The sequence below is a fragment of the Lentzea sp. NPDC037011 genome (assembly GCF_055607425.1).
The window spans coordinates 714,454-733,711 of sequence record NZ_JBVJRT010000001.1; the positions used below are offsets into that span (position 1 = coordinate 714,454).

Below are 19,258 nucleotides of genomic sequence, written 5' to 3' on the forward strand. Positions count from 1 at the left end.
TAACCCAACTGGTGAGTAACCTCCCGCGAACGAACTCGTTGCCCAGGTGTGACGCCGGTCCCGTCGGCGTCGTCGGGCTGTGCGGAGGTGCGGATGGGCGTCGAGGTGGTCGTTGAGGGTCTGACCAAGTCCTTCGGCAAGCAGACCATCTGGCAGGACGTCACGCTCACGTTGCCGCCGGGTGAGGTCAGCGTGATGCTCGGACCGTCGGGCACCGGCAAGAGCGTGTTCCTGAAGTCGCTGGTGGGACTGCTCAAGCCGGAGCAGGGCAAGATCGTCATCAACGGCACGGACCTCGTGCGGTGCTCCGAGCACAAGCTCTACGAGATCCGGAAGATGTTCGGCGTGCTGTTCCAGGACGGTGCGCTGTTCGGGTCGATGAACCTGTACGACAACATCGCCTTCCCGCTGCGGGAGCACACCCGCAAGAGCGAGGCCGAGGTCCGCAGGATCGTCCTCGAGAAGATGGAGATGGTCGGTCTCGTCGGTGCGGAGAAGAAGCTCCCCGGTGAGATCTCCGGCGGCATGCGCAAGCGGGCCGGTCTGGCCCGCGCGCTGGTGCTCGACCCCGAGATCATCCTGTGCGACGAGCCGGACTCCGGGCTCGACCCGGTGCGCACGGCGTACCTGAGCCAGCTGCTGATCGACCTCAACGCGCAGATCGACGCGACGATCCTCATCGTCACGCACAACATCAACATCGCGCGGACCGTGCCGGACAACCTCGGCATGCTGTTCCGGCGGGAGCTCGTCATGTTCGGGCCGCGGGAGGTCCTGCTCACGAGCGACGAGCCGGTGGTCGAGCAGTTCCTCAACGGGCGGCGGCTCGGGCCGATCGGCATGTCCGAGGAGAAGGACCAGGCGACCATGGCCGCCGAGCAGGCGCACGCGGACGCCGGGCACTCGGACGGGTCGCCGGACGAGGACATGCGCGGGGTCGTGCCGCAGCTGGAACCGACGCCCGGGTTGCCGTACCGGGACGCGGTGCGCCGGCGCAAGGACCGGGTCATGTCGATCATCCACCGGCTGCCGCACGAGGCGCAGCAGGGCATCATCGCCAGCCTCACCACCGAGGAGCAGGTGCGGTACGGGGTGCACGTCGGGACGCCGGTCGCGGCTCCCACGCCGAGCCCGTGGCCGCGGACCGGTGGTGTGCTGTGAGCACCCAGACCTTTCCCGGCGCCGGTGCGCTGCGGGAGACCGGGAAGCTGTGCCAGCTCGGCATCGACGTGGTGCGCACGTCGTTCCGGCGGCCGTTCCAGCTGCGGGAGTTCATCCAGCAGAGCTGGTTCATCGTCAGCGTCACGGTGCTGCCGACGGCACTGGTCAGCATCCCGTTCGGCGCGGTCATCGCGTTGCAGCTGGGCAGCCTGACCAGGCAGATCGGCGCGCAGTCGTTCACCGGTGCCGCCAGCGTGCTCGCGATCATCCAGCAGGCCAGCCCGATCGTGACGGCGCTGCTCATCGCCGGTGCCGGCGGCAGTGCGATCTGCGCGGACCTCGGGTCCCGCACGATCCGCGAGGAGATCGACGCCATGGAAGTGCTCGGGGTGTCGCCGATCCACCGGCTGGTCGTGCCCAGGGTGCTGGCGGCGATGCTGGTGTCCGTGCTGCTCAACGGCATGGTCAGCGTCGTCGGCGTGCTCGGCGGCTACTTCTTCAACGTGATCATGCAGGACGGCACGCCCGGTGCCTACCTCGCGAGCTTCAGCGCGCTGGCGCAGCTGCCGGACCTGTGGATCAGCGAGCTCAAGGCGCTGATCTTCGGGTTCATCGCGGGCATCGTGGCCGCCTACCGGGGGCTCAACCCCGCGGGCGGGCCGAAGGGCGTGGGCGACGCGGTCAACCAGGCCGTGGTCATCACGTTCCTGCTGCTGTTCTTCGTCAACTTCGTCCTCACCACGATCTACCTGCAGGTCGTGCCCGCGAAGGGGAGCTGATGGCGAACAAGGTGCTGTCCACCCTGGACGGGTTCGGCGACCAGCTGTCGTTCTACCTCAAGGCGCTGGCGTGGACGCCCCGCGCGCTGAAGCGGTACTCCAAGGAGACGCTGCGGCTGCTGGCCGAGGTGAGCTTCGGGTCCGGTGCGCTCGCGGTCATCGGCGGCACGATCGGCGTGATGGTCGGGTTGTCCGTGTTCACCGGCACCGTCGTCGGTCTGCAGGGGTTCACGGCCCTCAACCAGATCGGCACGAGCGCGTTCGCCGGGTTCGTGTCCGCCTACTTCAACACGCGTGAGATCGCGCCGCTCGTCGCCGGGCTGGCGTTGAGCGCGACGGTCGGAAGTGGGTTCACCGCGCAGCTCGGCGCCATGCGGATCTCCGAGGAGATCGACGCGCTGGAGGTCATGGGCATCCCGAGCCTGCCGTTCCTGGTCACCACGCGGATCATCGCCGGGTTCGTCGCGATCATCCCGCTGTACGTGATCGGCCTGCTCACCAGCTACCTGGCGGCCAGGACGATCACCGTGGAGTTCTACGGGCAGTCGGCGGGCACGTACGACCACTACTTCAACCTGTTCCTGCCACCGGTCGACGTGCTCTGGTCGTTCGGCAAGGTGCTGGTCTTCGCGGTCGTGATCATCATGACCCACTGCTACTACGGCTACCGCGCCTCCGGCGGGCCGGCGGGGGTCGGTGTGGCCGTCGGACGGGCGGTGCGCACCGCCATCGTCACGACCGCGCTGCTCGACTTCTTCCTGAGCCTCGCGATCTGGGGCGCCACGACGACGGTGAGGATCGCCGGATGAAGAAGCGCGTGCTGGGCATCGCGTTCCTCCTCGCGATCGCCATGTTCCTGTCGCTCACGGTGGCGCTCTACAAGGACGCCTTCAGCGACTACGTGAAGGTGACGCTCAAGACCGACCACATCGGCAACCAGCTGCTGACCGCGAGCGACGTCAAGGTGCGCGGGCTGATCGTCGGCTCGGTCAAGGCCATCCGCACCACCGGCGACGGCGCCGAGCTGGAGCTCGCGCTGCTGCCGGACAAGGTCGAGCAGATCCCCGGCAACGTCTCCGCGCGCCTGCTGCCCAAGACGTTGTTCGGCGAGCGGTACGTGAACCTCGTGCTGCCGCAGCGCAAGGGCGCCGCCATCAGGGAGGGCGCGGTCATCGAGCAGGACCGCACCAGCAGCGCCATCGAGGTCGAGCGCGTGCTGAACAACCTGATGCCGGTGCTGCAGGCGATCCAGCCGGAGAAGCTCGCCACGACGCTCACGGCGTTGTCGCAGGCGCTCGACGGCCGCGGCAAGCCGCTCGGCGAGACGCTGGTGTCGCTCGACGCCTACCTCGGTGAGCTCAACCCGCAGCTGCCGGCGCTCAAGGAGAACATCTCCAGGCTCGCCGACGTCGCGAACGTCTACTCCGACGCCGCTCCCGACCTGCTCCAGGCGCTCAACGACATGACCGCGACGACCAAGACCGTGGTCGACCAGCGGGACAACCTGCTCGCGCTGTACGGCTCGCTCACCACGACCTCGCAGGACCTCACGGGCTTCCTCGCGGTCAACAAGAACAACATCATCCAGCTCGCGGACACCAGCCGCCCGACGCTGGAGCTGCTCGCCAAGTACGCGCCCGAGTACCCGTGCCTGCTCAAGGGCCTCAGCGAGTTCAAGCCGGTCATCGAGAAGGCGTTCGGTGTGGGCACCAACGAGCCCGGCCTGCACATCACGCTGGAGATCACGAACACCCGCGGCAAGTACAAGCCCGGCATCGACGACCCCGAGTACCGGGACAAGCGCGGGCCACGCTGCTACGACCTGGTCCCGCGGCCGGACCCGTTCCCGCAGTACCCGCCGGAGGGTCCGGTGAAGGACGGCTCCAGCTCGCCGCCGCCCGCCCGCGTCGCCAACGACGGGATCCTGCCGCCCGCGACCGCCGGGAACGCGACCTCGCCGTCGTCGGCCACCGCGGTGAACCTCGCGAACTCGCCGGAGGAGGCCCGGATGATCGCGGCGCTGTTCGGCCCGCGGATGGGCGTGGACCCGCAGGACGTGCCGGGCTGGTCGAGCCTGCTGCTCGGACCGCTGGTGCGCGGAACGGAGGTGACGGTCGAGTGAAGGGTGTGCTCGCCCCGCTGCTGAAGCTGATCACGTTCGCCGTGGTCACGATCCTCGCCACGACCCTGCTGGCGATCACCATCGCGAACGTCAACCTGGCCGGCGCCACCGGGTACAAGGCGCGGTTCACCGACGTCACCGCCCTGAACGAGGGCGACGACATCCGCATCGCCGGCGTCCGCGTCGGGCAGGTCGACGAGATCAGGGTCGTCGACCGCAAGACCGCCGAGGTCGAGTTCTCGATCGACGGCGACCGCCGGCTGCCCGACGCGGTGACCGCGACCATCAAGTACCGCAACCTGGTGGGCCAGCGGTACATCGCGCTGGAGGCCGGCACCGGCGACACCAGCGCGGTGCTGCCCGAGGGCGGCACGATCCCGCTGGAGCGCACCAGGTCAGCGCTCGACCTCACGGTGTTGTTCAACGGCTTCAAGCCGCTCTTCCAGGCCCTGTCGCCGGACGACGTGAACAAGCTGTCGTTCGAGATCGTCCAGGTGCTGCAGGGAGAGGGCGGCACGATCGACAGCCTGCTGCGGCACACGGCGTCGCTGACCAGCACGCTCGCCGGCAAGGACAAGGTCATCGGCCAGGTCGTCGACAACCTCAACGTCGCGCTGGACACCGTGAACTCGCGCGGCGACGACCTGAACAACCTCGTCGTCACGTTGCAGCAGCTCGTCTCCGGGCTCGCGCAGGACCGCCAGCCGATCGGCGAGGCGATCACCGCGCTCGGCGACCTGACCAACGCGACCGCCGGCCTGCTGGAACAGGGCCGTGAACCGTTGCGCAACGACATCGCTCAGCTCGGCATCGTCTCGAAGACGCTGGGGGACAACGAGGTGCTCGTCGAGGGCGTGCTCCAGCGGCTGCCGAACAAGCTGGAGACGATCACCAGGACCGCGACCTACGGCTCGTGGTTCAACTTCTACCTGTGCGAGGCCAGCGGCCAGATCGCCGTGCCGCCGGTCATCACCAACCCCGTCCCCATCACGGCGTTGCCGGTGACACAGCAGAGGTGCCGCCGATGAAACAGCGCAACCCCATCGCCACCGGCGCGATCAGCCTGACGTTGATCGCACTGCTGCTGCTCGCCGCGTTCTACTCCGACGACCTGCCGATCGTGGGCGGCGGCACGAGCTACGCGGCGGACTTCAGCGAGGCCGCGGGCCTGGTGCCGGGCAACGAGGTCCGCGTCGCCGGCGTGAAGGTCGGCAAGGTCACCAAGGTCGGGCTGAACGGCGACCGGGTGCGGGTGACGTTCAAGGTCAAGGACACCTGGGTGGGCGACCGGTCGACCGCGATGATCCGCATCAAGACGTTGCTGGGCCAGAAGTTCCTGGCGCTCGACCCGCAGGGCTCGCAGCCGCTCTCGCCCGGTGACCCGATCCCGAAGGAACGCACGCTCGCGCCGTACGACGTGAACGAGGCGTTCAACGGGCTCGCGACGACCGTCGGCCAGATCGACACCAAGCAGCTCGCGGACAGCTTCACCGTGCTGTCCGAGACGTTCAAGAACTCGCCCGAGCACGTCCGCGGCGCGCTGGACGGCCTGTCCGCGCTGTCGAAGACGATCTCCTCGCGCGACGAGCAGCTCGCGAAGCTGCTCGACAACACCCGGCAGCTGACCGGGACGCTGGCCGACCGCAACGCCGAGTTCGAGAAGCTGATCGCCGACGGCAACCTGCTGCTGGGCGAGCTGCGCAAGCGGCGGGAGGCCATCAGCGCGGTGCTCGGCGGCACGCGCGACCTGGCCAGGCAGCTCTCCGGGCTGGTCGCGGACAACCAGGACCAGCTCAAGCCCGCGCTGCAGCAGCTCGACCGGGTCACCACGATCCTGCAGCGCAACCAGGACAACCTGGACCGCAGCCTGGCGCTGCTGGCCCCGTTCTACCGGGTGTTCGCGAACACCCTGGGCAACGGGCGCTGGTTCGACACCTACATCTGCGGTCTGCTGCCGCCCTCGGTGAACCTCGGCGTCGTCGGGTTCAACGAGGAAGGCTGCCTGCCTCCGGGGGTGGCGCGATGACGACTGTGGTGCACAGCAGGGCCGGCCGGTTCATCGCGATCGCGTGCGTGCTCGCGCTCGTGCTGACCGCCGCGCTCTGGTGGGTGTTCAACGGCATGAACGGGCGCAAGGTCACCGCGCACTTCGCGGCGGCCGTCGGCGTCTACCCCGGCGGTGACGTGCGGGTGCTGGGCGTGAAGGTCGGCACGATCGACGAGGTCACGCCGGAGGGCAAGACGGTGAAGGTGGTGTTCACCGTCGACCGCGACGTGCGGGTGCCGGCGAACGCGCAGGCCGTCGTGGTCTCGCCGAGCGTGGTCAGCGACCGGTACGTGCAGCTCTCGCCCGCCTACACCGGTGGGCCGGCGATGGCCGACGACGCCGTGATCCCGCGCGAGCGCACCGCGACACCGGTCGAGCTCGACGAGCTGTACTCGTCGCTGGACAAGCTCACGACCGCGCTGGGGCCCAACGGCGCGAACGCCGACGGCGCGCTCGCGGACCTGCTGAACTCCGCGGCGAAGAACCTGGAGGGCAACGGCCAGGCGCTCAACGACACGCTGAAGAACCTGGGCCAGGCCACCCGCACGCTGTCGGGGTCGAAGGAGGACCTCTTCGCGACCGTCGACAACCTGCAGAAGTTCACGGCGATGCTGGCCGCGAACGACAGCCAGGTGCGGGACCTCAACAAGCAGCTGGCGGACGTGGCGAAGCTGCTCGCCGACGAACGCGGCGACCTCGGTGCCGCGCTGAGCGAGCTGGCGACCGCGCTGGGGCAGGTGCAGGGGTTCGTCAAGGACAACCGCGCCGGGCTGAAGTCCAACGTGGACAAGCTGGCGTCGATCACGCAGGTGCTCGTGAACCAGCGGGCGGCACTGGCCGAGACGCTGGACGTGGCACCGCTGGCGCTGGGCAACCTGCAGAACTCCTACAACGCGGCGTCCGGCACGCTCGACACCCGCGCGAACATCAACGAGCTCAACCAGCCGCCGATCGTGCTGATCTGCAAGCTGGTGCAGCAGGCGACGCCGAACAACGTGCCGCCGGTGCTCGCGAACACGTGCAAGCAGCTGGAGCCGCTGCTGAGCGGTGCGATCCCGTTGAAGTCGCCCGCCGAGGTGCTCGGCGACCTCAACGCGGGCAAGCTGCCGCTGCCCCTGCCGCTCGCGGGGGTGCCCCGGTGAAGAAGCTCGTCGTGGGTCTCGCGGCGGTGTTGCTGGTCTCCGGCTGCGGTTCCGGTGGCTTCGACGGCGTCTACAACATGCCGCTGCCCGGTGGCGCGGACGTGGGCGACCACCCGTACCGGGTGAAGGCGCACTTCAAGGACGTGCTCGACCTGGTGCCGCAGGCGGGCGTGAAGGTCAACGACGTGCCGGTCGGCCGGGTGGAGCGGATCGACCTCGCTCCCGGCGGCTGGACCGCCGAGGTCACGCTGCTCGTCAACGGCGACGTGCAGCTCCCGGCCAACGCGTACGCGAACCTGCGCCAGTCGGCGTTGCTCGGTGAGAAGTTCATCGAGCTGGGCAAGCCGAAGGACGCGAGCGGCAAGCTCGCGGACAACGCGACCATCCCGATCGAGAAGACCAACCGCAACCCCGAGGTCGAAGAGGTCTTCGGCGCGTTGTCGTTGCTGCTCAACGGTGGCGGTGTCGCGCAGCTGCAGAACATCACCAAGGAGCTCAACGCGACGTTCGAGGGCAACGAGCAGGAGATCAGGTCACTGCTCGGCAACCTCGACACGTTCGTCGGGCAGCTGGACGAGCACAAGGTGGAGATCGTCCGCGCGCTCGACTCGATGAACCGGCTCGCCGCCACCCTCGCCCAGCAGCGGGACCGGATCACCGTGGCGCTGACCGACCTGGAACCCGGCCTGAAGGTGCTGGCCGAGCAGCGCACGCAGCTGGTGACGTTGCTGCAGTCGCTGACCAGGCTGTCCGACGTCGCCGTGGACACGGTCAACCGCAGCCGCGACGACATCGTGGCCGACCTCAAGGCGTTGCAGCCGACGCTGACGAAGCTCGCCGAGTCGGGGCAGAACCTGCCGAACGCGTTCGAGCTGCTGCTGACCTACCCGTTCCCGGACGCGGCGGTCGACGGCATCAAGGGCGACTACACCAACGCGTTCATCGACCTGGACCTCAACCTGGGCAACGTCCTCGACAACCTGGGCCGGTCGCGGCAGACCCCGCTCGAAGGCATCCTGCCGCCGAGCCAGGGCACTCCGCTGCCGCTGCCGAACCTCCCGCTGCCCGGCATCGGCCAGGGCACCGGGTCGGGCCTCGGCGACATCCTCGGCGGTCTGCTGGGAGGGGGGCGCAAGTGATCACGCGGGGCACGAAGCTCAAGGTCGTGGCGTTCGTCCTGGTGGCGTTGCTGGGCATCTCCTACGTCAGCGCGAACTACGTCGGGCTCTTCCGCTCGTCGTCGACCGTCGTGACGATGCAGCTCGCCGACTCCGGCGGCATCTTCTCCAACGCCGAGGTCACCTACCGCGGTGTCACGATCGGCCGGGTCGGGCAGCTGCGGCTGACCGCCGACGGCGTCGAGGCCGACCTGGAGCTCGACGCCGACGCACCGCGGGTGCCGGCGTCGGCCGAGGCCGTCGTCGCCAACCGGTCGGCGGTCGGCGAGCAGTACGTGGACCTGCGGCCGAAGACCGACGGCGGCCCGTTCCTGGAGGCCGGGTCGGTGATCCCGCGGTCGGCGACGAAGACGCCGCCGCCGGTGGACGGGCTGCTGACGAACCTCGACGCGTTCGCCACCTCGGTGCCGACGGACTCGCTGAAGGTCGTGGTCGACGAGCTGCACACGGCCTTCAACGGCACGGGCGGCGACCTCCAGGTGCTGATCGACAACACCGCGGCGTTCACGGCAGCGGCGCGCGAGCACCTGCCGCAGACCACGCGGCTGCTGCAGGACGGGCGGATCGTGCTGGCCACGCAGGCCGCGTCCGGCGGCGCCATCCGGTCGTTCAGCGGTGACCTGCGGTTGCTCGCCGAGCAGCTGAAGGCCTCCGACGGCGACCTGCGGCGGCTCATCGTCGCGGTGCCGCCGGCGTCCGAGCAGGTGTCGGCGCTGCTCAGGGAGAGCGGGCCGAACCTGGGCGTGGTGTTCGCGAACCTGCTGACCACCTCGAACATCCTGGTGACGCGACGCGACGGCCTGGAGCAGATCGCCGTCACCTACCCGATCGCCGTGGGCGGTGGCTTCACCGTGGCGCCGGGCGACGGGTCGGCGCACTTCGGGCTGGCGCTGAACGTGTTCGACCCGATGCCGTGCACGGTCGGGTACGAGGGCACGCGCATCCGCACCGGCGCCGACACCGCACCCGTGCCGCTGAACACGCAGGCCTACTGCGCGCTCGCGCCCGGAAGTGCCACCTCGGTGCGCGGGTCGCAGAATGCTCCGTACGGCGGGACACCGGTGGGCACCGCGGTGACCCAGCCCGGCCAGGAGCCCACCACCGGGTCGCAGACCACCGTGCCCGAGGTGCCGTTGCTGACGTCGCTGGGCCAGCTGCTGGGCCTGCCAGAGGGGAAGAAGTAGTGCGGACCTTCACCACCGTCGCCGCCGTCCTCGCGGTCCTGACCTTCGGCTTCGCCGCGTACGCGGGCGTGACCTGGTACGCGGCGGCCCATTCCTCCGAGTCGTCGTTCGCCTCCGCGCGCGACGAGGCCCGGCGCGCGGGTGAGGTCGGCATCACGAACTTCCTGACGCTCGACTACCGCAAGGTCGACGAGGACCTGCAGCGCTGGCTGAGCTCGTCGACCGGCGAGCTGCGCGCGGAGATCGACAAGGACAAGGACGCGCGCAAGAAGCAGCTGGTCGACGCGAAGTCCGTGACGACGTCGAAGGTCCTCGACGCCGCCGTGTCCGAGCTGGACGACCGCGCGGGCACCGCCGAGATGATCGCCGTGGTCGAGAGCACCGTGACGCCCGACGGCGGCCAGCAGGTCACCAAGATCAACCGGTACCTGACCAAGCTCACCCGCACGGACGACGGCTGGAAGCTGAGCCAGCTGGGCCCGCTGCGGGCGGGCGTCTGACCCGGTCCCGGTCCCGGCTTCGGCCAGAGTTGATTGGACGAGAGCACGTGCCCCCACCCCGCCGCCGCCCCATCCCCACGCCGCCCGCCGGTGGCCGCCCGCGCGTGGCCGGTCTGAACCGCCGTGCCGCCGCGCCCGAGGCCGGTGAGGCGACCGAGGTGGTGACGCCGGAGACCGCCGCTGCGAAGCGGGCCGAGGCGGTTGAGGCCGTCGAGCGGGCCGAGGCTGCCGGTGCGGGTGAGGTCGTCGAGGCTCCGGAGGCCGGGCAGTCCGCCGAGACCGTCGAGCCGGAGGAGTCCGGGCTCAAGGCGCCCGAGGCGGTGGACTGGACGCCGTCGGCCGCTCCGAAGCCCGCGAAGTCAGAGCCTGCGGAGGCCGAGCCGGAGGGGCTCCCGGTCGAGGTCGCCGGTACGAGGTCAGCGTCCGGGGGCTGGGTGCTGCCGGTCGCGCTGGTCGTGGTCGCGCTGCTGTTCGCGGGCCTCGGCACGTTCTTCCTGGTCAAGTCCAGGTCGGGCGGCTACGACTCGGCGCTGGTCGACTCCGCCACCACGTCCTCGGTGAACGGCCAGGTCCGCGAGGCCGTGGAGAAGTCGTTCTCGTACAACTTCGCCGACGTCTCCGCCACCGAGAAGGCCGCGAAGGAGCTCCTGACCGGCAAGGCGCTCTGCCAGTACAACGCGGTCTTCGGCCCGGTCCGCGAGATCGCCCCGCAGCAGAAGCTCGTGGTCAGCGTTCGCGTCGTCTCCTCCGCCGTGTCGTCCCTGCGCGACGGCCGCGCCACCGTCCTGGTCTTCGCCGACCAGGTCACCACCCGCACCACCGACAACCAGACCGGCGGCGGCACCGCCATGCTCCAGGTCGGCGCCGTGGAGGACGGCGGCCGCTGGAAGGTCGACAACCTGAGGATGTTCGGCGCGACCGCCGACCAGGACCGCCAACTCCAGTCCTGCTGACCGGCACGCGGGCCCCCCGCGTGCCGTCCCGGGGTACGCAGGGCCCCCGCGTGCCGACTTGGGGGTACGCGGGGACCCCGCGTGCCGTCCTGGAGTACGAAAGCTCCCCGCGTGCACTTGCCGAGGGGGTGTGGACGTTACGTTCGGGCTGCCTCGCTGCCCTTCGCCGGGAGCCACATACCCGGTGGATGGTCGGTGCCAAACGCTTCGGTGGGGTCGAGTAAGATCAACAACCTCGTCCAAGGCCCGCAAAGGGCTTGGAAGCACCCCAAAGGGCCCCTTCGCCAGACCCGACACGCGTGATCTCGGTCACACGGTTTCTCGTGGCGCTCTGTAAGAGCGCTTGAGGCCGTCAACTTCCCACCAAACCGGGCGTACACGTGTTTGTGCAGGTCAACTGGATGACGGTCGGTGAACGGCGCTCCATCCAGAGAGTGGATAAGCGCTCGACATCTTGACTGCGCGCTCATGCAGGGTCACTCTGTCGGTGAGCAAGAGGAGGGTCCTTCCAGGTGCCTCTCGACAGTCGCCGTGCGTGTGGCTAGACTGCCCCTTTGCGCTGCCCATTTTCCGCTTGCCCTTCGCCGAGAGCGTGGATTAGTCGAGCAGCGCCGCACCCTAGACAGCCGTGCTAGTTCGCTCTAGCCAGCTATTTGTCCCTGGAAGGACGCATCTTGGCGATCTCTCGCGCGACCAAGGCCACTGCTGCGACCAACTCCACGTCGGGGATCCCTGGAGCGCCGAAGCGAGTTTCCTTCGCGAAGATTCACGAGCCGCTTCAGACGCCCAACCTGCTCGACCTGCAGATCCAGTCCTTCGAATGGCTCACCGGTGACGAGGCGTGGTTCCAGCGCCGCGTCGACGCCGGCGACGAGACCCCGACGGGCGGCCTCGAAGAGGTCCTCAACGAGATCTCGCCGATCGAGGACTTCTCCGGCTCCATGTCACTGTCCTTCTCCGACCCGCGCTTCGACGAGGTCAAGGCCTCGACCGAGGAGTGCAAGGACAAGGACATGACGTACGCGGCACCGCTGTTCGTCACGGCGGAGTTCACCAACCACACCACTGGCGAGATCAAGAGCCAGACGGTGTTCATGGGTGACTTCCCGATGATGACGAACAAGGGCACGTTCATCATCAACGGCACCGAGCGCGTGGTTGTCTCGCAGCTCGTTCGCTCGCCTGGTGTCTACTACGACACCGCGGTCGACAAGACGACGGACAAGGACGTCTTCAGCGTCAAGATCATCCCGTCCCGGGGTGCCTGGCTGGAGTTCGACGTCGACAAGCGCGACACCGTGGGTGTCCGCATCGACCGCAAGCGTCGCCAGCCGGTGACGGTGCTGTTGAAGGCCCTGGGCTGGAGCACGGAGCAGATCCGCGAGCGGTTCGCGTTCAGCGAGACGTTGCTGACCACGCTCGAGAAGGACCACACCGCGGGTACCGACGAGGCGTTGCTCGACATCTACCGCAAGCTGCGTCCGGGCGAGCCGCCCACGAAGGAGTCCGCGCAGGCCCTGCTGGAGAACCTGTTCTTCAAGGACAAGCGCTACGACCTGGCGAAGGTTGGTCGCTACAAGATCAACAAGAAGCTGGGCCTGGACACCGAGATCAACACCGGTGTGCTGACCGAGGACGACATCGTCACGACGATCGAGTACCTCGTCCGCCTGCACGCCGGTGAGACGATGATGGACGCCGCCGCCGGTGGCGACGTGCCGGTCGAGGTCGACGACATCGACCACTTCGGCAACCGCCGCCTGCGCACGGTCGGCGAGCTGATCCAGAACCAGATCCGCGTCGGTCTGTCCCGCATGGAGCGCGTCGTCCGCGAGCGCATGACCACGCAGGACGTCGAGGCCATCACGCCGCAGACCCTGATCAACATCCGTCCCGTCGTGGCGGCGATCAAGGAGTTCTTCGGCACCTCGCAGCTGTCGCAGTTCATGGACCAGACCAACCCGCTCGCGGGTCTGACCCACAAGCGCCGCCTGTCGGCGCTGGGTCCCGGTGGTCTGTCCCGTGAGCGGGCCGGCATGGAGGTCCGCGACGTCCACCCGTCGCACTACGGCCGCATGTGCCCGATCGAGACGCCGGAAGGCCCGAACATCGGCCTGATCGGTTCGCTCTCGTCCTACGCGCGGGTCAACCCGTTCGGCTTCATCGAGACGCCGTACCGCAAGGTCGTCGACGGCCGGGTCACCGACCAGATCGACTACCTGACCGCGGACGAGGAAGACCGCTTCGTCAAGGCGCAGGCGAACTCGCCTACCGACGACGAGGGCAACTTCACCGACGACCGCGTCCTGGTCCGCAAGAAGGGCGGCGAGGTCGAGTTCATCGACCCGACCGACGTCGACTACATGGACGTCTCGCCGCGCCAGATGGTGTCGGCCGCGACCGCCATGATCCCGTTCCTCGAGCACGACGACGCCAACCGCGCCCTGATGGGTGCGAACATGCAGCGCCAGGCCGTGCCGCTGCTCCGCTCCGAGTCGCCGCTCGTCGGCACCGGCATGGAGCTGCGCGCCGCGGTCGACGCCGGTGACGTCGTCGTCGCGAAGAAGACCGGTGTGGTCGAGGAGGTCTCCGCCGACTACATCACCGTCATGGCCGACGACGGTGCGCGCAACACCTACGCGCTGCACAAGTTCCGCCGGTCGAACCAGGGCACCTGCATCAACCAGAAGCCCATCGTCAACGAGGGCGACCGGGTCGAGCAGGGCCAGGTCCTGGCCGACGGTCCGTGCACCGAGAACGCCGAGATGGCGCTCGGCAAGAACCTGCTCGTGGCGATCATGCCGTGGGAAGGCCACAACTACGAGGACGCGATCATCCTGTCGCAGCGCCTCGTGCAGGACGACGTTCTCACCTCGATCCACATCGAGGAGCACGAGATCGACGCCCGCGACACGAAGCTCGGCGCCGAGGAGATCACCCGGGACATCCCGAACGTCTCCGAGGAGGTCCTCGCCGACCTCGACGAGCGCGGCATCATCCGCATCGGTGCCGAGGTCCAGCCGGGCGACATCCTCGTCGGCAAGGTCACGCCCAAGGGCGAGACCGAGCTGACGCCGGAGGAGCGCCTGCTCCGCGCGATCTTCGGTGAGAAGGCGCGCGAGGTCCGCGACACCTCGCTCAAGGTGCCGCACGGCGAGTACGGCAAGGTCATCGGCATCCGCGTGTTCTCGCGCGAGGACGACGACGAGCTGCCTCCGGGCGTGAACGAGCTCGTGCGCGTCTACGTGGCCCAGAAGCGCAAGATCCAGGACGGTGACAAGCTCGCCGGCCGCCACGGCAACAAGGGCGTCATCGGCAAGATCCTCCCCGTCGAGGACATGCCGTTCCTCGAGGACGGCACGCCGGTCGACATCATCCTGAACACGCACGGTGTGCCGCGTCGTATGAACATCGGCCAGGTGCTGGAGACCCACCTCGGGTGGATCGCCAAGCAGGGCTGGAGCATCAACGGCGACCCGGACTGGGCGAAGAACCTGTCCGAGGACCTGCTGGAGGTCGAGCCCGGCACCAAGACCGCGACCCCCGTGTTCGACGGCGCGAAGGAAGAGGAGATCACGGGCCTGCTCGGCTCGACGATCCCGAACCGCGACGGCGAGCGCATGGTCAAGGAGAACGGGAAGGCGCAGCTCTTCGACGGCCGCTCCGGCGAGCCGTACCCGTTCCCCGTGTCGGTCGGCTACATGTACATCCTGAAGCTGCTGCACCTGGTGGACGACAAGATCCACGCGCGTTCGACCGGCCCGTACTCGATGATCACGCAGCAGCCGCTGGGTGGTAAGGCGCAGTTCGGTGGTCAGCGCTTCGGTGAGATGGAGTGCTGGGCGATGCAGGCGTACGGCGCCGCGTACACCCTGCAGGAGCTGCTCACCATCAAGTCCGACGACGTGCTCGGCCGCGTGAAGGTCTACGAGGCCATCGTCAAGGGCGAGAACATCCCGGAACCCGGTATCCCGGAGTCCTTCAAGGTGCTGCTCAAGGAGCTGCAGTCGCTCTGCCTCAACGTCGAGGTCCTGTCTTCGGACGGTGCCGCGATCGAGATGCGCGACGGCGACGACGAGGACCTGGAGCGCGCGGCCGCGAACCTCGGCATCAACCTGTCGAGGTCCGAGTCGCCCTCCGTGGACGACGTCGTCAACTAGTCACCTCGCCGGCTGGTGATGGGGCTGCCTCCGAGCCAAGAAATCGGACGCAGTCCCTCACCGGCCCTCCGACCAGCTCCTTTGCCACCGATCTAAAAAGGGGAAGAGAGTAGACGTGCTCGACGTCAACTTCTTCGATGAGCTCCGCATCGGTCTCGCGACCGCGGACGACATCCGCCAGTGGTCCTACGGCGAGGTCAAGAAGCCCGAAACCATCAACTACCGCACGCTCAAGCCCGAGAAGGACGGCTTGTTCTGCGAGAAGATCTTCGGTCCCACCCGGGACTGGGAGTGCTACTGCGGCAAGTACAAGCGCGTGCGCTTCAAGGGCATCATCTGTGAGCGCTGCGGCGTCGAGGTGACCCGCGCGAAGGTGCGTCGTGAGCGCATGGGCCACATCGAGCTCGCCGCTCCGGTCACGCACATCTGGTACTTCAAGGGCGTCCCCAGCCGGTTGGGCTACCTGCTCGACCTGGCCCCCAAGGACCTCGAGAAGATCATCTACTTCGCCGCCTACGTCATCGTGGGCGTGAACGCCGAGCTGCGCCACAACGACCTGCCGACGCTCGAGAGCGAGATGCAGGTCGAGCGCAAGCGCGTCGAGAACCGCCGCGACGCCGACGTGGAGGCCCGCGCCCAGAAGCTCGAGGCCGACCTGGCCGAGCTCGAGGCCGAGGGCGCCAAGTCCGACGTGCGCCGCAAGGTCAAGGAGGGTGGCGAACGTGAGATGCGCCAGCTCCGCGACCGCGCCCAGCGCGAGCTGGACCGCCTCGACGAGATCTGGTCCACCTTCACCAAGCTCGAGCGCGCCCAGCTGATCGCGGACGAGCTGCTCTACCGCGAGCTGTACGACCGCTACGGCGACTACTTCACCGGTGCCATGGGCGCCGAGGCCATCCAGAAGCTCCTGGGTGACTACGACGTGGACGCCGAGGCCGAGGTCCTGCGCGAGACGATCCGCAGCGGCAAGGGCCAGAAGAAGCTGCGTGCGCTCAAGCGCCTCAAGGTCGTCGCCGCGTTCCAGGCGACCCGCAACAACCCGCAGGGCATGGTCCTGGACTGCGTCCCGGTCATCCCGCCGGACCTGCGCCCGATGGTGCAGCTCGACGGTGGCCGCTTCGCGACCTCGGACCTGAACGACCTGTACCGCCGCGTGATCAACCGCAACAACCGCCTCAAGCGACTGATCGACCTCGGCGCGCCCGAGATCATCGTCAACAACGAGAAGCGGATGCTGCAGGAGGCCGTCGACGCGCTGTTCGACAACGGCCGCCGCGGCCGCCCGGTCACCGGGCCCGGCAACCGCCCGCTCAAGTCGCTGTCCGACCTGCTGAAGGGCAAGCAGGGCCGGTTCCGCCAGAACCTGCTCGGCAAGCGCGTCGACTACTCCGGCCGTTCGGTCATCGTGGTCGGCCCGCAGCTCAAGCTGCACCAGTGCGGTCTGCCCAAGCAGATGGCGCTGGAGCTGTTCAAGCCGTTCGTGATGAAGCGGCTCGTGGACCTCAACCACGCGCAGAACATCAAGTCCGCCAAGCGGATGGTCGAGCGTGCGCGCCCGGCCGTGTGGGACGTGCTGGAAGAGGTCATCACCGAGCACCCGGTGCTGCTCAACCGCGCACCCACGCTGCACCGCCTCGGCATCCAGGCCTTCGAGCCGCAGCTGGTCGAGGGCAAGGCCATCCAGCTGCACCCGCTGGTCTGTGAGGCGTTCAACGCCGACTTCGACGGTGACCAGATGGCGGTCCACCTGCCGCTGAGCGCCGAGGCGCAGGCCGAGGCCCGCGTCCTGATGCTGTCGTCGAACAACATCCTGTCCCCGGCGTCCGGCAAGCCGCTGGCCATGCCGCGTCTGGACATGGTGACGGGTCTGTACCACCTGACCCGGCACAAGCCCGGCGACATCGGCGAGGGCCACTTCTACTCGTCGCCCGCCGAGGCCCTGATGGCGTTCGACCGCAAGGTCCTGGGCCTGCAGTCGATGGTGAAGATCCGCGTCTCCGACAAGAACCCGCCCAAGGGCCAGGAGCCCGAGGGCTGGGAGCCCGGTCAGCCGTGGCTCGCGGAGACCACGCTGGGTCGCGTGCTGTTCAACGAGATCCTGCCGCAGGACTACGCCTTCATCAACGAGGTCATGCCCAAGAAGCGGCAGGCCATCATCATCAACGACCTGGCCGAGCGGTACCCGATGGTCACCGTCGCCCGGACGCTGGACAAGCTGAAGGACGCCGGTTTCCACTGGGCCACCCGTTCCGGTGTGACCGTCGCGATCTCGGACGTCCTCGTCCCCGCCGCGAAGCAGGACATCCTCGAGGAGCACGAGCGCCTCGCGGACGCGGTGGAGAAGCGCTACCAGCGCGGTCAGCTCTCCCACGAGGAGCGCAACTCCGAGCTGGTCAAGGTGTGGACCAAGGCCACCGAGCAGGTCCACGAGATCATGGAAGACAACTTCCCCGAGGACAACTCGATCCGCGTCATCGTGCAGTCCGGCGCGGCCGGCAACATGACGCAGGTCCGTTCGCTCGCGGGTATGCGTGGTCTCGTCACCAACCCGAAGGGTGAGTACATCCCGCGCCCGATCAAGAACTCGTTCCGCGAGGGCTTGTCGGTGCTGGAGTACTTCATCGCGACGCACGGTGCCCGCAAGGGTCTGGCCGACACCGCGCTGCGCACCGCCGACTCGGGTTACCTGACCCGTCGTCTGGTGGACGTCTCGCAGGACGTCATCATCCGCGAGGTCGACTGCGGCACCACCCGTGGTGTCCAGATGACCGTCGGCGAGCAGCTGGGCGACAAGGTCGGCCTGCACGAGTTCGCGCAGACCTCGGTCTACGCCCGCACCGTCGCGGACGACATCCTCGACGCGCAGGGCAACCTGGTCCTGAACCGCGGTGACGACCTCGGCGACCCGGCGCTCCAGTCGCTGGTCGACGCGGGCATCATCCGCGTGAAGGTGCGCTCGGTCCTGACCTGCGAGTCCGCGGTCGGTGTGTGCGCGTCCTGCTACGGCCGCTCGATGGCGACCGGTCAGCTGGTCGACGTCGGCGAGGCCGTCGGCATCGTCGCCGCCCAGTCGATCGGTGAGCCGGGCACGCAGCTGACGATGCGCACGTTCCACCAGGGTGGTGTGGCCGGTGACGACATCACGACCGGTCTGCCCCGTGTCCAGGAGCTCTTCGAGGCCCGCGTCCCGAAGGGCAAGGCGCCGATCGCCGACGTCGACGGCCGCGTCCGCATCGAGGACGGCGACCGCTTCTGGAAGATCACGCTGATCCCGGACGACGGTTCCGAGGAGATCGTGTTCGAGAAGCTGTCGAAGCGTCAGCGCCTCGCGAACACGGCGACCGGCCCGCTGCAGGACGGCGACCACGTGGCCGTCGGTCAGCAGCTGCTGGAAGGTACCCCGGACCCGCACGAGGTCCTGCGCGTCATGGGCCCGCGCGAGGCCCAGCTGCACCTGGTGCAGGAAGTGCAGAAGGTGTACCGCGCCCAGGGTGTGGCCATCCACGACAAGCACATCGAGGTCATCGTCCGGCAGATGCTCCGCCGGGTCACGATCATCGACTCGGGTGCGACGGAGTTCCTCCCGGGCTCGCTGGTCGAGCGCGCGGACTTCGAGTCGGGCAACCGCGCCGTCGTCGCCGAGGGTGGCGAGCCGGCGGCCGGACGTCCGGTGCTGATGGGCATCACGAAGGCCTCGCTGGCAACGGACTCGTGGCTGTCCGCCGCGTCGTTCCAGGAGACCACGCGTGTGCTGACCGACGCCGCCATCAACGGGCGTTCGGACAAGCTCATCGGTCTGAAGGAGAACGTCATCATCGGTAAGTTGATCCCGGCCGGTACGGGCATCAACCGCTACCGCAACATCCAGGTCCAGCCGACCGAGGAGGCGCGCGCTGCCGCGTACGCCATCCCCTCGTACGACGACGGGTACTACACCCCGGACGTCTTCGGCACGGGCACTGGTGCCGCGGTGCCGCTGGACGACTACGACTTCGGTCGCGACTACCGCTGAACGCGCTAGTGGAGAACGGC

13 protein-coding genes are annotated in these 19,258 nt (G+C 68.4%); all 13 read left to right on the top strand.

The window, feature by feature from the left end; all coding sequences use genetic code 11:
* Positions 1 to 93 precede the first annotated feature (93 nt).
* The 13 genes from ACZ7CH_RS03715 (at position 94) to ACZ7CH_RS03775 (ending at position 19,238) form a co-directional block, all read left to right on the top strand.
* Positions 94 to 1,161, top strand: coding sequence for an ABC transporter ATP-binding protein (locus ACZ7CH_RS03715; protein WP_458430173.1), 1,068 nt, complete (start codon positions 94 to 96; stop codon positions 1,159 to 1,161).
* Positions 1,158 to 1,940: an MlaE family ABC transporter permease gene (locus ACZ7CH_RS03720; RefSeq protein WP_360395681.1), complete on the top strand. Its 783-nt coding sequence runs from the start codon at positions 1,158 to 1,160 to the stop codon at positions 1,938 to 1,940. Before ACZ7CH_RS03715 ends, ACZ7CH_RS03720 begins: the two co-directional genes overlap by 4 nt.
* Complete coding sequence (locus ACZ7CH_RS03725; RefSeq protein WP_360395683.1) at positions 1,940 to 2,749, top strand: MlaE family ABC transporter permease; 810 nt, start codon at positions 1,940 to 1,942, stop codon at positions 2,747 to 2,749. Before ACZ7CH_RS03720 ends, ACZ7CH_RS03725 begins: the two co-directional genes overlap by 1 nt.
* Positions 2,746 to 4,062, top strand: coding sequence for an MCE family protein (locus ACZ7CH_RS03730; protein ID WP_470373094.1), 1,317 nt, complete (start codon positions 2,746 to 2,748; stop codon positions 4,060 to 4,062). Before ACZ7CH_RS03725 ends, ACZ7CH_RS03730 begins: the two co-directional genes overlap by 4 nt.
* On the top strand, positions 4,059 to 5,090 hold the full coding sequence (locus ACZ7CH_RS03735) for an MCE family protein (RefSeq protein ID WP_360395687.1): 1,032 nt from the start codon (positions 4,059 to 4,061) through the stop codon (positions 5,088 to 5,090). The genes ACZ7CH_RS03730 and ACZ7CH_RS03735 overlap by 4 nt, the downstream gene beginning before the upstream one ends.
* Positions 5,087 to 6,088 carry an MCE family protein gene (locus ACZ7CH_RS03740; protein ID WP_470373095.1) on the top strand — a complete coding sequence of 334 codons (1,002 nt, stop codon included), beginning with the start codon at positions 5,087 to 5,089 and terminating at the stop codon, positions 6,086 to 6,088. Before ACZ7CH_RS03735 ends, ACZ7CH_RS03740 begins: the two co-directional genes overlap by 4 nt.
* Complete coding sequence (locus ACZ7CH_RS03745) at positions 6,085 to 7,251, top strand: MCE family protein (protein WP_360395691.1); 1,167 nt, start codon at positions 6,085 to 6,087, stop codon at positions 7,249 to 7,251. The genes ACZ7CH_RS03740 and ACZ7CH_RS03745 overlap by 4 nt, the downstream gene beginning before the upstream one ends.
* A complete protein-coding gene (locus tag ACZ7CH_RS03750) occupies positions 7,248 to 8,390 on the top strand; it encodes an MCE family protein (RefSeq protein ID WP_470373096.1) in 1,143 nt (380 codons plus the stop codon). Before ACZ7CH_RS03745 ends, ACZ7CH_RS03750 begins: the two co-directional genes overlap by 4 nt.
* A complete protein-coding gene (locus ACZ7CH_RS03755; RefSeq protein WP_470370019.1) occupies positions 8,387 to 9,613 on the top strand; it encodes an MCE family protein in 1,227 nt (408 codons plus the stop codon). Before ACZ7CH_RS03750 ends, ACZ7CH_RS03755 begins: the two co-directional genes overlap by 4 nt.
* Positions 9,613 to 10,113 (top strand): nuclear transport factor 2 family protein, encoded by a 501-nt coding sequence (locus ACZ7CH_RS03760; protein WP_360395697.1) that lies wholly within the window; start codon positions 9,613 to 9,615, stop codon positions 10,111 to 10,113. Before ACZ7CH_RS03755 ends, ACZ7CH_RS03760 begins: the two co-directional genes overlap by 1 nt.
* A 47-nt stretch (positions 10,114 to 10,160) precedes the next feature.
* Entirely contained in the window at positions 10,161 to 11,066 is a 906-nt protein-coding gene (locus tag ACZ7CH_RS03765) for a hypothetical protein (protein ID WP_470373097.1), read from the top strand.
* A 674-nt stretch (positions 11,067 to 11,740) separates the two neighbouring features.
* Positions 11,741 to 15,226, top strand: coding sequence for a DNA-directed RNA polymerase subunit beta (gene rpoB / locus ACZ7CH_RS03770; RefSeq protein WP_360395701.1), 3,486 nt, complete (start codon positions 11,741 to 11,743; stop codon positions 15,224 to 15,226).
* Between the two features lie 115 nt (positions 15,227 to 15,341).
* A complete protein-coding gene (locus ACZ7CH_RS03775; RefSeq protein ID WP_360395703.1) occupies positions 15,342 to 19,238 on the top strand; it encodes a DNA-directed RNA polymerase subunit beta' in 3,897 nt (1,298 codons plus the stop codon).
* Positions 19,239 to 19,258 lie beyond the last annotated feature (20 nt).